The 18,680-nt window shown below is 68.9% G+C and carries 22 protein-coding genes and 1 pseudogene; 13 read left to right on the top strand and 10 right to left on the bottom strand.

Annotation, left to right across the window (positions count from 1 at the left end):
* Positions 1–57: 57 nt before the first annotated feature.
* The 3 genes from ABD978_RS23680 to ABD978_RS23690 form a co-directional block, all read right to left on the bottom strand.
* A complete protein-coding gene (locus tag ABD978_RS23680) occupies positions 58–807 on the bottom strand; it encodes an SDR family NAD(P)-dependent oxidoreductase (RefSeq protein ID WP_345358462.1) in 750 nt (249 codons plus the stop codon).
* A gap of 21 nt (positions 808–828) precedes the next feature.
* Entirely contained in the window at positions 829–1,416 is a 588-nt protein-coding gene (locus tag ABD978_RS23685) for an NADPH-dependent FMN reductase (RefSeq protein ID WP_345358465.1), read from the bottom strand.
* 250 nt (positions 1,417–1,666) lie between these two features.
* Positions 1,667–3,169, bottom strand: coding sequence for an MDR family MFS transporter (locus tag ABD978_RS23690; protein ID WP_345358468.1), 1,503 nt, complete (start codon positions 3,167–3,169; stop codon positions 1,667–1,669).
* A gap of 86 nt (positions 3,170–3,255) precedes the next feature.
* Between ABD978_RS23690 and ABD978_RS23695 the strand changes: the two genes are divergently transcribed.
* Positions 3,256–3,987, top strand: coding sequence for a TetR/AcrR family transcriptional regulator (locus tag ABD978_RS23695; RefSeq protein WP_345358471.1), 732 nt, complete (start codon positions 3,256–3,258; stop codon positions 3,985–3,987).
* Positions 3,988–4,208: 221 nt separating this feature from the next.
* Here ABD978_RS23695 and ABD978_RS43965 read toward each other — a convergent pair whose 3' ends face one another.
* Positions 4,209–4,523, bottom strand: a complete 315-nt coding sequence (locus ABD978_RS43965) for a zinc-binding dehydrogenase (protein WP_425550751.1) — start codon at positions 4,521–4,523, stop codon at positions 4,209–4,211.
* On the opposite strand from ABD978_RS43965, the gene ABD978_RS23705 reads away from it, so the two are divergent.
* On the top strand, positions 4,414–6,012 hold the full coding sequence (locus ABD978_RS23705; RefSeq protein ID WP_345358477.1) for an amidase: 1,599 nt from the start codon (positions 4,414–4,416) through the stop codon (positions 6,010–6,012). The genes ABD978_RS43965 and ABD978_RS23705 overlap by 110 nt on opposite strands.
* A 231-nt stretch (positions 6,013–6,243) precedes the next feature.
* On the opposite strand, the gene ABD978_RS23710 is transcribed toward ABD978_RS23705, so the two are convergent.
* Positions 6,244–7,254, bottom strand: a complete 1,011-nt coding sequence (locus ABD978_RS23710; protein WP_345358480.1) for an NADP-dependent oxidoreductase — start codon at positions 7,252–7,254, stop codon at positions 6,244–6,246.
* A 135-nt stretch (positions 7,255–7,389) separates the two neighbouring features.
* Between ABD978_RS23710 and ABD978_RS23715 the strand changes: the two genes are divergently transcribed.
* Positions 7,390–7,941 (top strand): TetR/AcrR family transcriptional regulator, encoded by a 552-nt coding sequence (locus ABD978_RS23715; protein ID WP_345358483.1) that lies wholly within the window; start codon positions 7,390–7,392, stop codon positions 7,939–7,941.
* A gap of 63 nt (positions 7,942–8,004) precedes the next feature.
* Positions 8,005–8,334, top strand: a pseudogene (locus tag ABD978_RS23720) (epoxide hydrolase N-terminal domain-containing protein); the annotation flags it as partial.
* 307 nt (positions 8,335–8,641) lie between these two features.
* Here the strand turns inward: ABD978_RS23720 and ABD978_RS23725 are convergent.
* Entirely contained in the window at positions 8,642–9,646 is a 1,005-nt protein-coding gene (locus ABD978_RS23725; protein WP_345358486.1) for a HEAT repeat domain-containing protein, read from the bottom strand.
* A gap of 3 nt (positions 9,647–9,649) precedes the next feature.
* Positions 9,650–10,321 (bottom strand): HEAT repeat domain-containing protein, encoded by a 672-nt coding sequence (locus tag ABD978_RS23730; RefSeq protein WP_345358489.1) that lies wholly within the window; start codon positions 10,319–10,321, stop codon positions 9,650–9,652.
* A 238-nt stretch (positions 10,322–10,559) separates the two neighbouring features.
* Here ABD978_RS23730 and ABD978_RS23735 point away from each other — a divergent pair, with 238 nt between their 5' ends.
* The 6 genes from ABD978_RS23735 (at position 10,560) to ABD978_RS23760 (ending at position 14,460) form a co-directional block, all read left to right on the top strand.
* Positions 10,560–11,303, top strand: a complete 744-nt coding sequence (locus ABD978_RS23735) for a class I SAM-dependent methyltransferase (RefSeq protein ID WP_345358492.1) — start codon at positions 10,560–10,562, stop codon at positions 11,301–11,303.
* A gap of 248 nt (positions 11,304–11,551) precedes the next feature.
* A complete protein-coding gene (locus tag ABD978_RS23740) occupies positions 11,552–11,857 on the top strand; it encodes a hypothetical protein (protein ID WP_345358496.1) in 306 nt (101 codons plus the stop codon).
* Between the two features lie 170 nt (positions 11,858–12,027).
* Positions 12,028–12,483, top strand: coding sequence for a nuclear transport factor 2 family protein (locus ABD978_RS23745; RefSeq protein ID WP_345358499.1), 456 nt, complete (start codon positions 12,028–12,030; stop codon positions 12,481–12,483).
* A gap of 123 nt (positions 12,484–12,606) precedes the next feature.
* Positions 12,607–12,894 (top strand): MmyB family transcriptional regulator, encoded by a 288-nt coding sequence (locus tag ABD978_RS23750; RefSeq protein WP_345358502.1) that lies wholly within the window; start codon positions 12,607–12,609, stop codon positions 12,892–12,894.
* 115 nt (positions 12,895–13,009) lie between these two features.
* Entirely contained in the window at positions 13,010–13,588 is a 579-nt protein-coding gene (locus ABD978_RS23755) for a TetR/AcrR family transcriptional regulator (RefSeq protein WP_345358505.1), read from the top strand.
* Positions 13,589–13,677: 89 nt separating this feature from the next.
* A complete protein-coding gene (locus ABD978_RS23760) occupies positions 13,678–14,460 on the top strand; it encodes an oxidoreductase (protein ID WP_345358508.1) in 783 nt (260 codons plus the stop codon).
* A gap of 115 nt (positions 14,461–14,575) precedes the next feature.
* Here ABD978_RS23760 and ABD978_RS23765 read toward each other — a convergent pair whose 3' ends face one another.
* Both ABD978_RS23765 and ABD978_RS23770 read right to left on the bottom strand, forming a co-directional pair.
* Positions 14,576–15,496 (bottom strand): haloalkane dehalogenase, encoded by a 921-nt coding sequence (locus tag ABD978_RS23765; RefSeq protein WP_345359092.1) that lies wholly within the window; start codon positions 15,494–15,496, stop codon positions 14,576–14,578.
* Positions 15,493–15,891: a pyridoxamine 5'-phosphate oxidase family protein gene (locus tag ABD978_RS23770; protein WP_345358511.1), complete on the bottom strand. Its 399-nt coding sequence runs from the start codon at positions 15,889–15,891 to the stop codon at positions 15,493–15,495. Before ABD978_RS23770 ends, ABD978_RS23765 begins: the two co-directional genes overlap by 4 nt.
* 87 nt (positions 15,892–15,978) lie before the next feature.
* Between ABD978_RS23770 and ABD978_RS23775 the strand changes: the two genes are divergently transcribed.
* From ABD978_RS23775 to ABD978_RS23785, 3 genes are all read left to right on the top strand, one after another.
* Complete coding sequence (locus ABD978_RS23775; RefSeq protein WP_345358514.1) at positions 15,979–16,368, top strand: winged helix-turn-helix transcriptional regulator; 390 nt, start codon at positions 15,979–15,981, stop codon at positions 16,366–16,368.
* 21 nt (positions 16,369–16,389) lie between these two features.
* Positions 16,390–16,956, top strand: coding sequence for a hypothetical protein (locus tag ABD978_RS23780; RefSeq protein WP_345358517.1), 567 nt, complete (start codon positions 16,390–16,392; stop codon positions 16,954–16,956).
* A gap of 120 nt (positions 16,957–17,076) precedes the next feature.
* The gene (locus ABD978_RS23785; RefSeq protein WP_345358519.1) at positions 17,077–17,871 is read left to right on the top strand and encodes a class I SAM-dependent methyltransferase; all 795 of its coding nucleotides are present in this window, start codon (positions 17,077–17,079) and stop codon (positions 17,869–17,871) included.
* On the opposite strand, the gene ABD978_RS23790 is transcribed toward ABD978_RS23785, so the two are convergent.
* The gene (locus tag ABD978_RS23790; protein WP_345358522.1) at positions 17,849–18,610 is read right to left on the bottom strand and encodes a hypothetical protein; all 762 of its coding nucleotides are present in this window, start codon (positions 18,608–18,610) and stop codon (positions 17,849–17,851) included. The two genes, ABD978_RS23785 and ABD978_RS23790, sit on opposite strands and share 23 nt — an antisense overlap.
* Between the last annotated feature and the right edge of the window lie 70 nt (positions 18,611–18,680).

Here is an 18,680-nt window from a genome sequence, read left to right on the forward strand (position 1 = left end):
GCGATCACCCTGGTCTCCGCACTGTTGTGGATCACCACGTGATCCACCGGACAGACCCTAGACGGTCGTCCCGCCTGACACGTCCAAGCGGTGGCCGGTCATGTAGCGGCTGTCGTCGGAGGCCAGGAACGCCACCGTGTCGGCGACATCCTCCGGCGTGCCCAACCGGCCCAGCGGCGACAGAGACTCCAGCCACGTCAGGGCCTCGCCGACCAGCCGCCCCTGGTGCATGTCGGTGTCGATCACCCCCGGTGCCACGATGTTGACCGTGATGCCCCGCGGGCCCAGTTGCTTGGCGAGCGTCGAGGTGAGCACGTCGAGGGCCGCCTTGGACATTGCGTAGTCGATCGCCCGTGGCATGGCCGGGCCCCGGGTCAGCATGGTGCCGACCGTGACGATCCGGCCGCCGTCGCGCAGCCGCGGCAGGGCGAGTTGCGTGATGAAGAACGGGGCCGTGGTGTTGACCGCGAACAGCCGCTCGAAGCCCTCCCGGGTCACGCCGTCGATCTCGGCCTGGTCGCCGAGGATTCCGGCGTTGTTGACCAGGATGTCGAGGCCGTCGGCGTGGGCGTCGAACGCGGCCCACAGCGTTTCGGCGTCTCCGGGTGCGCCCAGCTCGGCGTGGACGGCGAAGGCCTGCCCGCCCGCCGTTTCGATGGCCGACACCGTGTCCTTCGCCGCGGTGTGGTTGCTGCCGTAGTGCACGGCGACCCGAGCCCCCTCCCTCGCGAGCCGGGTGGCGATGGCTCGGCCGATGCCCCTGCTCCCGCCGGTCACCAGCGCCGTCTTTCCGGTCAATGACGTCATGTTCCTGTTCCTGTCTTTCCGTTACGCGTTGTAGGGAGTGGTGGCCTTGGCGTCGCGCAGCACTCGAGCCCACCAGGTCAGCTGGTCGAGCAGCGTCTTGGCGGCCATCGCCGGCCCGTTCGGGTCCTTGGGCCGGCCGTCCTCGCCGAAGGACTCCCACGTGCCGTGGAAGCTGATCGTGTCCCTCGTGGTGACGGCGTGAAGTTCGGCGAAGACCGCGCGCAGATGCTCGACGGCGCGCAGTCCGCCGGATAGGCCGCCGTAGGAGACGAATGCCACCGGTTTGGCGTGGAACTGGGCGTTGTGCCAGTCGATCGCGTTCTTCAATGCCGCCGGGTAGCTGTGGTTGTACTCAGGGGTCACGATCACGAACCCATCGGCCGCTTCCAGCCGCGGTGTCAGATCGCTCAGAGCCGTCAGCACCTGCGGTGGCGGCGAGACGGACGGGGCGGCCGCGCCGATCGGTACGTCCGCCAGATCGATCAGGTCGATCTCGATGTCGGTACGGCGTGCGGCCTCTCCGGCGAACCAGGTGGCCACGGTGGGTCCGAAGCGGCCGTCGCGGATGCTGCCGATGATGACGGCGAGTCTGAGCGGTCTGTCGGTCACGGTTTTGTCCTCTCGTCTGCGCGGCCTCCTTGAGCGCCGCGTACAAGGTGTTCTCGGTCTGGGTTCCGGTCAGTGGTGGCAGGGAGCCGATCAGGAAGACCGGCACGGCTGTGATGCCGAGGGCGCGTACCCGGCGGAGCCGGGCGCGCAGTTCGCCGGGCGGGAAGTCGTCCGAGGTAGGAGTGCGCGCAGATGACGTCCAACACGATGTGGACGTGCACGCTCTGTCGTTCGTACGAAATGCGGGCCCTCATGCCGCCGCCGTGGCGGGTTCGGCGGGCATCCGGTCACGCAAGGGGATCTCGCGGATGAACCAGGCCAGGGTGAAGGCGATGAGGCCCAGAACGGCGGCGCCGATGGCCATGGCATGGATGCCGTCGGAGACGGCGACGCGGGCCGCCTCGCGCACGGGCGCTGGGTACTGCTGGAGCGCCTGTGCCGTCAGCCGGCCGGTGGCGATCCGATCGGCGGTGCGGGTGCCGAGGCGTTGTGCGAGGGTGCCCTGCAGCCGGCCGGTGTACAGGGCGCCGAGCGCGGCCACGCCCAGCGACGCGCCCATGGTGTGCCAGAGGGTGACGGAACCGCTGGCCGCCCCCATGTCTCGCGGCTCGGCGCTGTTGACAGTGATGATCGTGGTGCTCTGCATCAGCAGGCCGACTCCGATGCCCCCGACCAGGGTGAGGCCGGAGGCGAGGACCGGATTGGTGCCCGGCCGGAGCACCAGCAGCAGGAGCATGCCGACGGCGAAGGTGGCGCCGCCAAGGATCGGATAGATCCGGTATCGGCCGGTGCGGCTGATCAGCCGGCCGGTGCCGACCAGCACGGCGACCATGCCCAGCATCGAGGGCAGCACCAGAAGGCCGCTGACGATCGGCGAGGCGCCCTGGACCAGTTGCATGTACTGGGGCAGGAAGTTGGCCGCGATCACCATGCCGACGCCGCCAAGGAAGCGCACGATCTGGGCGAGGGTGAAGTTCCGGTCGGCGAACAGCCGCAAGGGCACGATCGGCTCGACGGCGCGCCGTTCCACCTTCACCAGCGCGGCCAGCGACAACACTCCGGTCAGGGCCAGCGCGAGAATCGGGCCGGACACCCAGGCGTACTGTGTGCCGCCCCAGCTGGCGATCAGGCTCAGTGCCGCCAGGGCGGTCGTCAGCAGCACCGCTCCCAGGTAGTCGATCCGGGCGCGGATCCGTCGCGGCTGCAGCCGTACGGCGCCGCCGATGAGCAGCAGGGCGACGGCTCCGACGGGCAGATTGACGTAGAACGCCCAGCGCCAGTTGAGCTGTTCGGTGAACAGGCCTCCGAGCAGGGGGCCGGCGATGAAGGCGATCGGCATCATCGTCCCGAACAGCCCCATGAGCTTGCCGCTGTGCCTGGGCGGCACCAGCTCGGCGATGAGCGCCAGGGCACCCACCATCAGACCTCCGGCACCCAACCCCTGCACCGCACGGAAGCCGATGAGCTGGAGCATGTCCTGCGACATCCCCGAAAGCCCCGAGCCCAGCAGGAACAGCACGATCGAGGCCATGTAAACGGGCTTTCGCCCGTAGAGGTCACCGAGCTTTCCCCAGATCGGCGTCGCGGCGGCCATGCAGATCAGGTAGGAGGTCGCGACCCAGGAGAAGTACTCCAGACCACCGAGATCTCCCACGATCGTCGGCAGGGCCGGCCCGAGCATCATGCCGTCAAGCGGGGCAGTGATCATGCCGATCATCACGCCGATCACACCCGTACGAAGAGATGAACCCACAGCTTGACCTTCTTTCGCGTACCTCGTACTCGAAATGGGACCATAGCCATTCAGGTACCCTGTACGCAAATGAAAGGAGCGTGTGGATGTCCGACGACCAGCCGACGAGCATCTGGATGCGACCGGAACGCCTGGAGCGCTCCGGGCCCGGACGGCGCCCCGGCTACAGCCGGGACCAGATCACTCGGACGGCCGTCCAGATCGCCGACGCCGAGGGCCTGGAGGCCACGACCATGCGCAGAATCGCCTGCGAACTCGGCACCGGCGCCATGTCGCTCTACCGCTACGTGCCCAAGCGCGACGACCTGTTCGATTTGATGATCGACATGGTGATCCGCGAGATCGAGCTCCCCGACCGGCCCTCTGGCGACTGGCGATCCGACCTGTCCCTGGTCGCCCACCAAACGCGGGCCACAGGACTACGCCACTCCTGGCTCGTCCCACTGCTGTCCGGCCGCCCCACCCTCGGCCCTCAGCTACTGCGCGTACACGAGTTCGCCCTGGCCGCCCTCGACGGGTTCGTCCCCGACATCGACGACGTGACCGGTTACGTCGGCATGCTCAACGACTACATCCACAGCGCGATCCGCCGCGAAATCGGCTGGCAGGAGGAAGCCCGCCGCACCGGTTTGGACCCGGAAACATGGAAGCGCGATTACGTCGGGCCGTACGTCCGACAGGTCGTCGAGTCAGGCACCTATCCGCTGTTCACCCGGTCCATACTGGAATCCCGGATGTCACACCTATCTCTCGCCGCGCGCTTCCAGCATGGGCTCGAACGCGTCCTCAATGGAATCGGCGCGCAAGTCGCTATCTGACACCTCTTGCCGACCAGAGGCCTGCCCTCACCGGCTACGACGGCACGCTTAAGGACGCGCCGGGAGAGCGGCATCGGCGGGCTGTCCTCACCGAAAATGCAAGGTAGGTCTGAACAATATCGGCGCTCGCTGTTCGGACCTACTTTTCAACCCGCAGGTCAGGATGCTGGGCTACGCAAGGTTCGGCCGGAACGGACACCGGCCACCGCCGGCCGACGTTCCTAGGCGACCGTGAGCACGATCTCGCCTTGGATGTGCCCTCGGGCGGCGCGTTCGTGCGCCGCTCGGGCATCCGCGAGCGGAAACCTGCTGTCGATCACGACGCGAACCGCGCCCGCGTCGAGCAGGCGCCCCACTTCGGCGAGCTGCGCATGGGCCGGGCTCATGCGCCATGACCGCCGTCCACGACGTCGTCCACGAAGAATCGTGGCGATCCAGCCGCCGGTCCCAATGCCACCAGCAGCTGTCGCCGTACGTTTCCTCGGGGCCGTTTTCCAGAGCACGGCGCAGATCTGTCCCGTTGCGCGAATCGGCATTTTATGGCCTCTGCCAGGGGTCAGTACGGTCGGATTCATGGAGTGGAACTTTCCGACTGCAGAAGAACTCGCGGCTGCCTTGCGTGCCGGTGAAGTGACATCGGGGGAGCTGACCGACGAGGCGATTGCCCGTATCGAGCGGGACGACAAGACGATCAACGCGATCTGTGTGCCGGACTTCGACCGTGCGCGGGCCGCCGCGCGCGATGCCGACCAGGCGCGCGCCCGCGGCGAGGACCGGCCGCTACTCGGTATTCCGGTGACGGTCAAGGAGTCCTACGACATCGCCGGGCTGCCCACGACCTGGGGCATGCCGATGTACCGGGACTTCGTGCCGGCCGAGGACGCGGTACAGGTGTCGCGGCTCCGGGCCGCCGGCGCGGTGGTGCTCGGTAAGACCAATGTGCCGTTGGGGCTGCAAGACATCCAGAGCTTCAACGAGATCTACGGCACCACCAACAACCCGTGGGATCACGCTCGCACGCCGGGTGGATCCTCCGGCGGATCAGCGGCGGCCCTGGCGGCTGGATTCGGCGCGTTGTCCATCGGCTCCGACATCGCCGGTTCGCTGCGCACCCCCGCGCATTTCTGTGGTGTCTACGCACACAAGCCGACCCTCGGACTGGCGGCGACCCGCGGTATGGTCCCGCCGGCCACTCCGGCATTGCCGGTCGACCTCGACCTCGCCGTCGTCGGCCCGATGGCGCGCACCGCCCGCGACCTCACGCTCCTGCTCGACGTCATGGCCGGACCGGACCCGCTGACGCTCGGTATGGCGTACGACTTGACGCTGCCGCCCGCGCGCCACGAGCGGCTCCACGACTTCCGGGTCCTGGTCCTCGACGAGCATCCGCTCATTCCGACCGGGTCCGCTGTACGGGCGGGTGTGAACCGGGTGGCCGACGCGCTTGTCGACGGCGGCGCCCGCGTCGAACGGCACACTCCGCTGCTGCCCGACCTGGCCGAAGCCGCGATGCTCTACAGGCAGTTGCTGTTCTCGGGCTCCGTTGCGCGTTTTCCCGTCGAAGCGGACGAGCAGCTGCGGACCCGCGCCGCCGGACTGAGCGCGGACGACCAGAGTCTCGATGCGGCGCTGCTGCGCGGGATGGTGCTCAGCCACCGCGACTGGATCGAGGCGAACAACCATCGCGAGCTCCACCGCCACGGCTGGCGGCGACTCTTCGCCGAGTTCGACGCCGTGGTGTCCCCGATCACGCCCACTCCCGCGTTCCCGCACGACCACAACCCCGATCCGAGGGAACGCCGGATCGACATCGACGGCGTCGAGTACCCGTACTTCGACCAGCTCGTCTGGGCCGGTCTGGCCACCATGCCCGGCCTGCCCGCCACCGCCATACCAGCGGGCCGGTCCCCCGAGGGCCTGCCGGTGGGAGTGCAGCTCATCGGTCCGATGTTCGAAGACCGCACCCCGCTGCGGCTGGCCGAACTGCTCGAGCAGAAGATCGGCGGCTTCCAGGCACCGAGGTAGGGCGTACTACCGGGTGTCCGTCGAGGATGAGGTGCGGATGCCGCCGTCTGTGGTGGATCCGCGCCCGTTCTTCAACGGTCGGCGCGCCGGCTGTTCCGCCGAAGACGCGAAGTAATTCTGAACAAGATCAGTGGCCGCTGTTCAGACTCACTCTTCAGCCAACAGCTCAGCACGCCGACCGCCGGCAGGGTTCCGGCGGCACGGGCAACCGGCCACCGCCGGCCGATGTTCCTAGGCGACCGTGAGCACGATCTTGCCTTGGATGTGCCCCCGGGCGGCGCGTTCGTGCGCCGCCCGGGCATCCGCGAGCGGAAACGTGCTGTCGATCGCGACGCGCACCGCGCCCGCGTCGAGCAGGCGTCCCACTTCGGCGAGCTGTGCGCCGTTCGAGCGGACTTGGGTGCCCGAGACGGTGACGCCCAGCTTCGCGGTCTCTTCGTCGTCGTACTCGCCGAAGAACACGGGGAACAGGGCGCCGCCGCGCTTGAGCGTGCGCAGGAAGCGGCCGCTGTCGCGGCCACCGACGGCGTCGAGAACGAGGTCGACGTCGTGCACGAGTTCCTCGGGACGACCCCTGGTGTAGTCGATGAACTCGTCGGCGCCCAGCTCGCGCAGGAACGGTTCATGCGCGCCCGATGCCACCGCGACGACGCGGGCGCCCTTCCACTTCGCCAGCTGTAGTGCGAAGTGCCCCACACCGCCCGCGGCGCCGTTGACGAGCACCGTCGTGTCGGCGTCGAGGGGCATCGGGCGATGCCGCGCCGCCTGGAAGGGCGAGGGGTGATCGTGTCCGAGTTCGATCAGGAACTGCCACGCCGTCAGCAGGGACATGGGCGCCCCGGCGGCGTGCACGTGATCGATGCCGGCCGGCTTGCGTGCGAGGTCCGACGCGGGCGCGGCCACGTACTCGGCATACGCCCTGCCGTCGAAGCTGGGAAAGCGAAGGAGACCGAAGACCTCATCCCCGACGGAGAAGCCCTCCACATCCGCGGCGACGGCCTCGACGACACCCGACACATCCGTCCCCGGGATCACGGGCAGGTCGAACTTCGGCCTCGTCTCCGGAGGTATGTTGCTCAGCCCGTCGCGCAGGTACCAGTCCGGAGGATTGATGCCGACCGCGTGAACGCGAACGAGCACCTCACCCGCCCTCGGCGCGGGAATCGGCACCTCGTCGTAACGCAGAACCTCAGGGCCGCCGTGCTCGTGCAGCCGGATGGCCCTCATCGTGTGTGTCGGCATCGTTTTCTCCTGCCCCTGCCAGGGGATACGCTTATCGGATCAGTGATCCGGATATCCGAACCACTGATCCGAATATATGGACCACCGATCCGGATAGTCAACTGGATCACCGATCCGGATAGTTGAGAGGGACAGATGCGGGCCGACGCCAGGAAGAACCGCGACCACCTGCTCGCAGTAGCGGGCACCGCCATCACCGAGCACGGCGTCGACGTGTCACTGCGCGACATCGCGCGCCGGGCCGATGTCGGGCTCGCGACGCTGCTGCGGCACTTCCCGACGCGCGAGGACCTGCTCGATGCCCTGCTCCGCACGAGCTTCGACGAACTGACGGCAAAGGCGGGCGAGCTCGAGACGTCGAGCTCACCCGAAGACGCTCTCGTTTCGTGGCTACGCGACTGCGTCGCGTGGACAACCGAGTATCGGGGCGTGACCGTGCTGATGGCAGCCGCCATCGAGGACACCGAATCCGCACTCCATGCTTCGTGCGTCACCCTGCGCGCAGCCGGTGCGCGGCTCCTCACCCGCGCCCAGGCCGCGGGCATGGCGCGGAGCGATATCGATGGCGCCGATCTGTTCGCGCTGATATCCATGCTCGCCTGGCTCGGCGATCAACCCTCGCTCGCGCCACGCGCCGACCGCCTCTTCGAGGTCATCGCGAGCGCCGTCCTGACGAGCGCCATCTAGGACAGAGGGCGACCTACATGGCCTCTACCGTCGGTCCCGTCATCGCGACGCATCGGGAGAGACATGAGTACCGAAGTCCGCCCTTTCCAGATTGACATCGCCCAGGCCGACCTGGACGACCTGAACGATCGGCTGGACCGCACCCGTTGGCCTGAACGACTGCCCGGTGACGGATGGAGCCGCGGCGTTCCCGTCGCCTACCTCCGAGAGCTAGCTGGCTACTGGCGCGACGAGTACGACTGGCGCCGGCACGAGGCGCGACTGAACGAGTTCCCGCAGTTCATGACCGAGATCGACGGTCAGGACATCCATTTCCTGCACGTACGCTCGGCCGAGCCCGGTGCCCTACCGCTGATCCTCACGCACGGCTGGCCGAACTCCTTCGTGGAGTTCACCGCAGCACCGGCTTCGGCTGGCCGGAAGGACGGACGGTCGTACCGACCGGCGTTTACAGCGGACCGCCTGGAATCCGCCGGCTCGCCGAACGCCACAACACCATCCTCCACTGGCCGGAGGACAACCCGGGCGGACACCACTTCATCGCCATGGACCAACCGGATCATCTCGCCGCCGACATGCGCGCCTTCTTCGCCAAGGTCCGCTGACCGGCACGGACCGGCCGCGGCGTCCTCACCAGGCGACGCGGCCGCACACTCTCCGCCTGTCGAACTGCCGGCCACGGCGCCCGAGGAGAGATCCCTTATCGTGCGTTGCGCAGCTTGAGGATGTATGTCGCGGTGAGCGCCACGGCACGGTCTTCGTCATGGGACAGATCTGCGAGGGCACGTGACGTCGTGATCCCCGGGATGTCCGCGAGCGCCTCGGCCAGCCGCCGACGCGCGGACGCTTCGATGGTGCCGTGGGTGAGGCGGTCGACGAGCCTGGTGGCGATCTGATCCGCCAACGCGGGATCACTCGCCAGCGCGCTCAGCGCATCGGCCGCATCGGCGTCGTTCGTCCCCTCGACGATCATGTCGATGAGCGTCGGAACCGCGTCGGCCACTCCACGTGCCCCGAGTGCCAGAGCCGCACACCTGCGGACCACGATGTCGGGGTTCGTGAGGGCGTCGTGCAGCAGGGCTGTCGCCGCCCCGTTCGGAATCTCGGCGATGGACTGGACGGCGCGTTTCCGCACCTCGGCTGCTGGTGAGCCGAGGCCCTCCGCCAGCAGCGCCGACGCGCGATCGCCCGATCGCGCCAGAGCCCATCGAAGGGCTCCGGCGACGTTCGGGTCCGTCTCGCTCAACGCCGCCTCGACCAGAACCTCCACTGGCACCGGAACCTCTTCGACTGAGGACAAGGCCGCCCGCTGGCGCTTCCCGGCGCTCTCCGACCCCAAGGCCTGGAGGAGTGCGACGATCTGGAGGACGTCCTCCCAGCCGGCGGGTTCCGCGGCGTCGATCCGACGGAGTCGTGTGAGCAGCTCCGTCTCGTTCGCGATGCGTTCTCGCGTCTGGCGGATGAGGTCGTCGATGAGCTTCGAGGGCTTGAAGCCGGGATCGTCCAGCGCACACCCGACTTCGCGCAGCGACAGCCCCAATGACCGCAGGCTCTCGATATGGAAGATCCGCCGGATGTCCTCGCCGGAATACGCTCGATAGCCGGCCTCGGTACGGCCCTTGGGCCGCACCAGGCCGAGCGACTCGTAATGCCTGAGCATGCGGGCGCTGACTCCGGACCGTCGTGCCACATCGCCGATCAACACCGCCTATCCCCCCTCCTGGCCGGTCGTGCCGAGGGCCATGAGACGCTTCGCCTCCTCGATCGCGGACTCGAATCCGGCATCCGGGTCGCGCAGCAGCCGTTCCGTGGCGATCGCGTGCCGGCGCACGCGAGGGTCGCGATCCGTCATCGCGGCGCGCAGGGTCGGCGTGATCACCTCACCGAGCGCGATCAGCGCCCGGCTGAGGCTCAACTGCGTCTCACGCTCGCCGCGCCCGAACTGTGTCGCCAACACTCCGGCCAGCTCGGATTCTTCCCCTTCGGGCACGAGTACGACCGCTGCTCGCCACGCGCTCCGCGCCACCTCGTCGTCGGCGTCGGTCAGGAGCGCCCGGGTGATCGCCGGCCACGCCTGCCGGTCCCCGATCTTGGACAGCGTGTGCAACGCCTGGCTTCGTGCCTGCGCACGCTCCGAGCGGAGTTCGTCGATGAGCTTCGGGACCGTCGTTGATGATGAGTGGCGGGTGAGTGCCCAGGTGAGCATTTCACGCACGAAGAATTCAGGCTCGATCGCGCATCGTTCGATCAGCTTGTCGACGAACCTCGGGTCCGGGGCGGTGCCGACCGCCATCGCCGCCCGCATCCGCACCGATGAATTGCCGTTCTCCAGCCCCTGGAGAGCCCTCGTCGGGTTCGTGTCCTCTTTCGGCATGGTCATTGGGACCACCTCCTCGGCCACAGTGAAGACCTTGTCACTGTGTCAAGGTCAAGCGGAGCCACGCCGGGAGATGGCCAGGCACCCTCTGCCCGGCACATGACGTACGGCCTTCAGCCGGAACTGTAGGGGGTGAAGCCGTGCGGCCGACCGGTGTACGCGACCGGAGCCGCACCTAAACAAGATGGAGGACGAAATGACCCGAAAGTCGTTACGGGACTCTCTCCGCCCGTTCTTCGTGATGAGGGAGCCCGTCAAGCCGACCGCCGGCGACGGTGACGGTCACCTCGCCCCTGAGCTGGTCCCGTTCTGGAAGCCCAGCGGGGACGCCGATCGGTACCGCGCCTACCAGGCGGCGATGGCCGCACCGTATGTCGGCGGCTCGCTGTTCGACGTCGGCGCGCAGACGGGAGAGGTGTCCGCGCGACTCATCGAGCTGGTGGGCGCCAAGCTCCAGCGCCTGGTGCTGAGCGACCGGACCCAGAGCTGGGTCGAGCACCTGCGGCGACGCTTCGAGGACGCCGAGGTGCTCCGTGTGGACCTGCCGGAGCGACTCGACATCGCACCGGTCGACACCGTGCTCCTGGTCAACGTCCTCGGGTACCTGGAGGACGACGTCAAGGCGCTGGAGGCGTTGGCCAAGGTCACCACGCCGGGCGGCCGGTTCATCGTCTGGGAGGCCGGCTACCCGAGTCTGTACAGCGCCTTCGACCGCGACCGGGCCGGCCGCCGGGTGCGCTACACGCCGGAGAGCCTGGCCGAGAGGCTTCGGCTCGCCGGTCTGGAGGTGGAGGTCTGCCGGCCCATCAACCTCGTGGGCGGGCTGTTCAACCGGGTCATGGTCGGCCGCACGGCCGACTTCGCCGACCCGCGGCTGGTGAGGCTGTACGACCGCCTGGTCGTACCGCTGAGCCGCCGGTTCGACCGGCTGCCCCTCCGCTTCGGACAGAACATCTTCGCGGTCGCGAGGGTGCGGCCCATGTAACCGCCCGGGCTCCGTCCACAGGAACCCGGCGCAACGCCGAGGGCGCGGGTGGATCCACCGGATCCGCCCGCGCCCTTATGCGCTTCGCCGCAGAAGCCGCGTGCGCGGTCGGCGAGTGCAGGGACGCGGCGGGGGGACTCGCCCACCGGGGCATGCCACATCTGTCACATGTCAGTTACGCGAAGTCATGACCTGTGCGCCGGGCGGACAGACGTGACGGGCGGCGCCTGGGGGAAGACAGGTGATCGTTGTCCCAGTCCCAACGTCCCAGTCCCAACGTCCAGGAGGGTCCGTGCGCCCCCGAGGTCACCTGGTGGAAGCAGATCCGCGTCGCCGATCGGCAGGGTTACAACATCCGAGATCAGAAGGACTTCACCCAGGACGCCAAGCACGTCACCAAGGTCCTCGCCATCACCAAGGCCGAAGTCGACGCGTGCGCGTACGTGATGTTCGAGAAGGCCAAGCACTTGGGCCAGCCCACGGACATGTACCAGACCAACGTGAAGGCCTCCGATCTGGGACATCGCATCGACCTGACCTGGGTGAAGGACTAGGCGAGATCCGCCGGGGCGAAGCCGACCGCGACAGCCTGCTCACCGAACAGACCCGGTACGACACCCATTTCGTCACGAGCCCCGTCTGGTAGGACAGGACCGCCACTTCAGACGCCGGTTGTCACCACCGGCGATACTGAAGATCGCTCTGCTCGCCTTGGAGGCCGACCATGCCCGCTGATCCGTCGTCGAGTCACCGGACGATCGAGAACCTGATCGCCCGCTACGCCGAACTCGTGGACGACGGGGACTTCGCCGGGCTGGACGCGCTGTTCGCCGGCGCCACCTTCGTGGGGAGTGCGGCGCCGGTGAGCGGTCGCGGCGAGATCGAGAAGATGTTCCGGGAGACGCTGATCGTCTATGGCGACGGCACGCCGCGGACCCAGCACGTCACCACCAACCTCGCCATCGAGGTCGACGAAGAGGCTGGGACCGCGACCGCGCGATCGTACGTCACCGTGTTGCAGGCACTACCCGATCTGCCGCTGCAGCCCATCGCCGCCGGCCGATACCAGGACCGTTTCGAGCGCCGCGACGGTCGGTGGCGATTCCTGGAGCGCCGGGTCCGTATCAACCTCGTCGGCGATGTCAGTCGCCATCTCCGCCAGGCCGCCGCACCGGCGTAGTCCTCCCGCGAGGCCGCTTCACTCGCCCAGGTTCTCCGCGAAGAAGCCGGCGAGCTTCTCGACGACGAGGTCGACGTACTGCTTCCGGTCGTACAGGTCGACATGGCCGGCGCCGTCGACCCAGTGGATCTCCTTGAGCTCGCCCGGCTCGTCGGCGAACTGTCCGTCCAGGACGCCGACTTCCGCACATGGTGGGCCGAGCACCGTGTCAACAGCGCCGGCTACGGCACCAAGCACTACCGCCACCGGCTGGTCGGTGATCTCACCCTCGACTGTGACACCTGGAGCAGCCCCGATGGCTCCGGGCAGCGCCTCATGGTCCTCACCGCCGAGCCGGGCTCCCCGTCGGACGATGCCCTGCGCATCCTCGGCGCGTGGACGCCCGAACGGGCGGCAGAGGCGCACCGGTAGGGGGCGCGGCGTCGAACGGAACCCCGGCTCGCCGGGGCCGATCGGAGAGACCGGCCAGGTGATCGCCAGAGCGGGCTTATTTACCTCAAGGTACAAAACGTGCTACGGTCCAGACATGGGAAGGCCGAGGCAGTTCGATCCACAGGTCGCCGTCGAGCAGGCCATGCAGGTGTTCTGGCGCAAGGGCTACGCCGCCACCACTCCGCAGGACCTGGTGGACGCCCTGGGCATCGGCAAGGGCAGCCTCTACAACGCCTTCGGCAGCAAGCAGGCCTTGTTCCAGCAGGCACTCCGGCGCTACCGGGACAGCCAGGCGGCACTCCTCATCGAGATGCTCGAGGAGCCCGGGCCCGTAAGGACCCGGCTGCGCAAGGTGCTGAGGTTGCTGACCGAGATGGATCTGGCCGACCCTGATCGCCGTGGCTGTATGGCCGTGAACACGGCCGCGGAGCTCGCGGGGACCGACGAGGTGGCCACCGAACTCGTGCGGCGCATGCTCGACCGCACCGAGGACGCCTTCCGCGCGCTGATCCAAGAGGGACAGCGCTCCGGGGAGATCGCCCCCGACCGTGACGCGCACGCGCTCGGCAGCCTGCTCATGAACACGGTGGTGGGGCTACGACTGGTGGCGCGCGTCGCCGAGGGGCCCGATCGACTGTCCCGCGTGATCGACGCGGTGATCGACTCTCTGTAACCCCTCCTGCCCCCACCGCCCAAGGCGACCGTCTCACTCGCCGACGGATGCCCTTATTTTGTACCTATAGGTAAAGAAGTGGAGTCTCAATGGAACTCAACCTCACCTCCAAGACGGCCGTCGTCACCGGCGCCAGCCGGGGCATCGGACTGGCCACCGTGCGGGCGCTGATCGACGAGGGCGTACGGGTCGTGGGAGCCGCGCGCACCATCACGCCCGAACTGAAAGAGACCGGGGCGGTCCCGATCTCGGTCGACCTGAGCACCGCCGCCGGAGCGACCACGCTCATCGACGGTGCCCTGGCCGAACTGGGCGGCATCGACCTGCTGGTGAACAACGCCGGCGGCGGGGACGCCGTGGAGCTCACGGGATTCCTCGACACCGATGACGCGCAGTGGAACGGGGTACTCGATCTCAACCTGCTCGCCGCGGTCCGCGTCAGCCGCGCCGCGCTCCCCAGCCTCATCGAGCGCCGGGGCGCCATCGTCAACGTCTCGTCCATCAACTCCCGGCTGCCCGCCGCCGGCCCGGTCGCCTACAGCGCCGCCAAGGCCGCCCTGGCCGCGGTGGGCAAGTCGCTGGCCGAGGAGTTCGGACCGCAGGGGGTGCGGGTCAACACCGTCTCACCCGGAGTGGTCCGCACCGCGATCTGGGAGGACCCGGACGGCTTCGGCGGCAAGGTCGCGGCCGCCGCCGGTGCCGAGCACGCCGCGTTCCTGCAGCAGATCCCCGCGGCGTTCGGCATCACCACGGGACGCATCACCGAGCCCGGCGAGGTGGCGGCTCTGATCACCTTCCTGCTCTCCGACGTGGCCGGCAACATCACCGGCGCGGACCACGTCATCGACGGCGGCACCGTCAAGACGCTCTGAGCCCGCCCCGACGGCCAGGGCACACGAGGGATCCTCACCGGACTCGACTCGCGTTCGAGACGGTGAGGATCCCGTCGATCCGTACGCGACATGGAAGACCGGCCGGGGCGACGTCTCAGACGAGGTGATCCGCTCGAAGATCGTGCTTGTCCATCCAGGCGGCGATGGTCGTGGCGATCGCGTCGGGCTGGTCTTCCGGGGTGTGATGGCCCGCGACGAGGTCGTGGTCGGCGATCTCGAGACCGGCCATGGTGGCGGCGCACCATTCGATCAGTTCCGGTCCCAGCATCGTTCCGGGGCCGGGCTGGAAGGTGAGCATCAGCTTGGGCACGTCGGCACTGCCCGCGAGCCAGTCGTCGTACCTGTCGACCCTGGCCACGACGTCGGCCGGCTCCCCGCCGAGGGGCATGGACCGCGCCCATCGAAGGAGCGGCAGGCGGCTGTCGCGCGTGGGGTACGGCCTGCGGTACGCGGCGAGGTCCGCTTCGGCGAGCGGGCCGGCGGTGCTGCCGGGCAGCATCTCGATGAAGGCGTTCTGGTCGAGCATCATGGCCTCGCCGACGCCCGGCGTCTTGATCGACCGGAACAGCTCACGCCCGCCCTCGGGGAACTCCTCCCAGGACATGGATTTCACGATCGTCTCGGTGACCGCGATGCCGCGCACCCGGCCGGGATGGCGGGCGGCCCAGTCGAAGGCGAGCGCGCCGCCCCAGTCGTGTCCGATCAGGACGACGTCGTCGAGCCCGAGAGCGTCGAACCACGCGTCCAGATACCGGGCGTGGTCGTCGAAGGTATAGCCGATGTCCGGCTTGCCCGACTCACCCATCCCGATCAGGTCGGGCGCCAGCCGGCGACCGGGGTCGCCGACGGCCGGCAGGACGCGCCGCCAGAGGTACGAGGAGGTGGGGTTTCCGTGCAGGAAGACCATCGGCACCCCGGTGCCGGTCTCCCGGTAGTAGATCGTCGAGTCCAGAACCTGTGCGACGGGCATGGTGTTCTCTCTCCGTGCTGATCGAAATACGACCGATGAGGTCAGGTGTTGAGGGTCAGGGCGCGGTCCACCGCGATCTCGATGACGACCCGCCCCGGTGGAGCGGGCGGCGGTGACTGGTAGCGCCTGGTGTAGCGGTACGCGCCGTCGGCGACCTTGCGTGGATCGCCGGACACGGTCGCCGTGCCCTCGAGCGTGATCCAACGGAAGCCGGCCACCTGGCACAGGGCGGCGCGGCCGCCCGGGTGCACCGTCAGGTTGCGCGCCTTGCGTGATGACGCGACCGTCATCACCCTGGCCAGCCCCGCGTCACCGTCCCAGGTGAAACGCACGGCCACCACGTGAAGCGATCCGTCCGGCCGGACGGTCGTCAGCGTGGCGAGGTGCGGCTCGGCCAGGAAGGCCTGGGCCGAGGCCGACAATGCGATATGGCGGGTCATCCTCGCTCCCCTGTTCGAGTTTCATGGGCGACTCGGCGAGGCTACTGTCGTGGGGCTAGTAGGTACCTAGAGGAAAGTGAGGGTGGCGTGACCGAGATCACGACGGAGGTCGCCCCGGAGCAGGCCTGCCCGATCGCGCCCGTGGTCGACATCGTCTTCAGCCGGTGGACCACGCCGATTCTGTGGACGCTCAACGCGCACGGGCGGCAACGGTTCGTCGAGCTGCAACGGCGCATCACCACGATCACGCCCAAGGTGCTCACCCAGCGGCTACGACAGCTGGAACGCGACGGGCTCGTCGTGCGCACCTATCACCCCGAGGTCCCGCCCCGGGTGGAGTACGAGATCAGCGACCTGGGGCGCAGCCTGGCACCGCTGTTCGCGACACTCTCCGAATGGTCCGTCAACCTGGAGAAGGTCGACGAGGCCCGCCGGGACTACGACGCGAGGCAGCAGACCAGCGGCCGCCGAGCCTGAGCGGTCACGGGGGACCTCGTCATGTTCACGCTGCTGCCCAGGGTCGGGGTCGAGCTTCCCCACCGAGCGGGGCTGCTCAGGTTCGGGATGACCGAGCGCCGAGCCCAGTGGGCGATCTCGACACTGGCCGACGTCCGCGAGGAGTGGCTCTGCGTCAGGGCACGCGCGACCGGCGTGGCATGGGCGTTCTTCGCCGAGTACGAAGATCTCACCATCAGCGTCCGCGGTGGCCCCGCTGCCGACGATCGGGTCCCCGGCCTCGACGAGATCCGCATCGCCCGGCGAGGCGATCCTCTCCCGACCGCCCCGGCGGCCGTCCCGGTCGTCTACGACGGCATCGACCTCTTCGGATATCCCGACTCCGAGGTGGAGGAGGCACTGCGGACGACGTGTCCCCATGCCGCGGGCGAGCAGATGCCCGCCGAGGAGTTCGGCTTGACGCTCGGCCGTCCCACCGCCGCCGTCCGTTCCCCGGGAACGGCCGGTCGCAGACCACGCCACCCGGCTCATCGTGAATCGGCCGCGACGCGCTACCTGGCCTCCGCCACGCTGACCGGTCCGGAGCGGTACCGGCTCATGACCGGGTAGCGGAGCGGACCGAGGCCGGCCCGCGGGGTCGATCCCTGGCGGTCACCGCCCCAAGAGCTCGGCGAACGCCAGTGATCTCGAGGTCTCATCGCCTCGGGCACGGGCTGTCAGACTCTTCACATGACCGATCGCCGGCTGCGGGAGACCTTCGATCGCGTGGCCTCTCGCTATCAGACCGCGCGCCCCGACTACCCGGCCGACCTGTACGCCGACCTGCTGGCGATGACCGGACTCCGGCCGCCCGCGCACCTCCTGGAGGTCGGCTGCGGGCCGGGGAAGGCCACTCTGCCGCTGGCGCGAATGGGCTTCTCGATCACCGCGATCGAGCTCGGTGCCGCTCTGGCGGCGGAGGCGCGGCGCCACCTCGCGGCGTTTCCGGGCGGCTCGGTGATCACCTCGTCGTTCGAGGAGTGGCGGCCGCCGCCGGGTGCCCGCTTCGACCTCGTCTACGCGGCCACCGCGTGGAAATGGGTGGACCCGGACATCAAGTACGCCAAGGCCGCCGCGCTCCTGCCCCGAGGCGGTCACTTGGCCGTGTGGGATGCCGGGCATGCCTTCCCTGCGGGCTTCGACCCGTTCTTCACCGAGATCCAGCGGGTCTATGACGAGCTCAGTGAGGGCGACGGCTCCCCTTGGCCGCCGCCACCGCCCGGGGGTCTGCCCGAGCCCACCGCCGCCGAGTTCGAGGCCTCCGGGCACTTCACGGTCGCCGGGACACGGCGCCACGTCTGGGCCCGGCGCTACACAGCCGAGGAGTACATCGCCCTCCTCGACACCTTCTCGGGCCACATCGCCATGGAGCCCGCCAAGCGCGAGCACCTCTATCGGGAGGTGCGCCGCCTCCTCGCCGCACGCCCGGACGGGCGGCTGACCCGCCACTGGTCCGCGGTCCTCACGGTCGGCCGGCGGGCGTGACGGCGTGCGCGTCCTCACCGGTCACGGTGTCCGCGGCGCGTCTCCGGATGACGTACACGCGGGCCACGACGGTCAGGACGGCGGCGACGGGCAGCCAGACGGCCGCCACCAGCCAGGGGTTCTCCCCCCTGCCGCCGACGAAGAGCGGGGAGAAGAGCCCGGCGAAGAACAGCCCGACGGCCAGACCCAGTGTGGCGACCATGCCCGGCGTCGGGTCCGGGATGGCGCGGCGCCTCAGCCGCCAGGCGCACGCGGCGGTCACCAGCAGGCCGCTGGGAACCGTGACCAGCGCGAAGATCAGCACCCGCGCGCGCATGTCGGCCGGAGCGTCATCGGTCTGCTGGGTGAATTCCCCGGACGAGATCTCGGTCAGCAGGCCACGCCAGAGGGTGCCGGTGACCCGCTCGCCCTTCTCGAAGACGGGGCCGCCGGAGTCGTAGGTCGTCTCCCGCCTGGTGCCGTCCGCGCCGGTCAGGACCAGGCGGTTCGGCCCGCGCCTGCTGTTGCGCAGGATCATGTCGGCCACGGTGAACTCCTGCGTCCAGCGGCAGTCGGCGGGCGCGGACGGAGCCGCCGGGCAGCGCGCCGCCGTCTCGTAGGCGCGCAGGTCGCGCGCGCCGCCAGGCGCCACGGTCACGGCGAGGAGGACGCCGAACGCCGCCATGCCGACGCCGGCCAGCAGGGTGAGGACGGTGGCGACGGTGCTGCGCAGGAGCCTGGCGCCGGAGACGTGGGCCATGTCCGCATTGTCTCATTTACCGGATCTTGGTGACGCCTGGCGCAGGACGGTTCGCGCCAGGATGGGGCCA

It is taken from the genome of Actinoallomurus liliacearum (assembly GCF_039542035.1).
Classification (GTDB): domain Bacteria; phylum Actinomycetota; class Actinomycetes; order Streptosporangiales; family Streptosporangiaceae; genus Actinoallomurus; species Actinoallomurus liliacearum.

What these genes read in the sequence shown, in the direction of transcription:
- ABD978_RS23680 (WP_345358462.1), bottom strand. Translation starts at nt 807, where the DNA reads ATGACGTCATTGACCGGAAAGACGGCGCTGGTGACCGGCGGGAGCAGG.
- ABD978_RS23695 (WP_345358471.1), top strand. Translation starts at nt 3,256, where the DNA reads ATGTCCGACGACCAGCCGACGAGCATCTGGATGCGACCGGAACGCCTG.
- ABD978_RS43965 (WP_425550751.1), bottom strand. Translation starts at nt 4,523, where the DNA reads ATGCCGATTCGCGCAACGGGACAGATCTGCGCCGTGCTCTGGAAAACG.
- ABD978_RS23710 (WP_345358480.1), bottom strand. Translation starts at nt 7,254, where the DNA reads ATGCCGACACACACGATGAGGGCCATCCGGCTGCACGAGCACGGCGGC.
- ABD978_RS23715 (WP_345358483.1), top strand. Translation starts at nt 7,390, where the DNA reads ATGCGGGCCGACGCCAGGAAGAACCGCGACCACCTGCTCGCAGTAGCG.
- ABD978_RS23730 (WP_345358489.1), bottom strand. Translation starts at nt 10,321, where the DNA reads ATGACCATGCCGAAAGAGGACACGAACCCGACGAGGGCTCTCCAGGGG.
- ABD978_RS23735 (WP_345358492.1), top strand. Translation starts at nt 10,560, where the DNA reads ATGAGGGAGCCCGTCAAGCCGACCGCCGGCGACGGTGACGGTCACCTC.
- ABD978_RS23745 (WP_345358499.1), top strand. Translation starts at nt 12,028, where the DNA reads ATGCCCGCTGATCCGTCGTCGAGTCACCGGACGATCGAGAACCTGATC.
- ABD978_RS23755 (WP_345358505.1), top strand. Translation starts at nt 13,010, where the DNA reads ATGGGAAGGCCGAGGCAGTTCGATCCACAGGTCGCCGTCGAGCAGGCC.
- ABD978_RS23760 (WP_345358508.1), top strand. Translation starts at nt 13,678, where the DNA reads ATGGAACTCAACCTCACCTCCAAGACGGCCGTCGTCACCGGCGCCAGC.
- ABD978_RS23770 (WP_345358511.1), bottom strand. Translation starts at nt 15,891, where the DNA reads ATGACCCGCCATATCGCATTGTCGGCCTCGGCCCAGGCCTTCCTGGCC.
- ABD978_RS23780 (WP_345358517.1), top strand. Translation starts at nt 16,390, where the DNA reads ATGTTCACGCTGCTGCCCAGGGTCGGGGTCGAGCTTCCCCACCGAGCG.
- ABD978_RS23785 (WP_345358519.1), top strand. Translation starts at nt 17,077, where the DNA reads ATGACCGATCGCCGGCTGCGGGAGACCTTCGATCGCGTGGCCTCTCGC.
- ABD978_RS23790 (WP_345358522.1), bottom strand. Translation starts at nt 18,610, where the DNA reads ATGGCCCACGTCTCCGGCGCCAGGCTCCTGCGCAGCACCGTCGCCACC.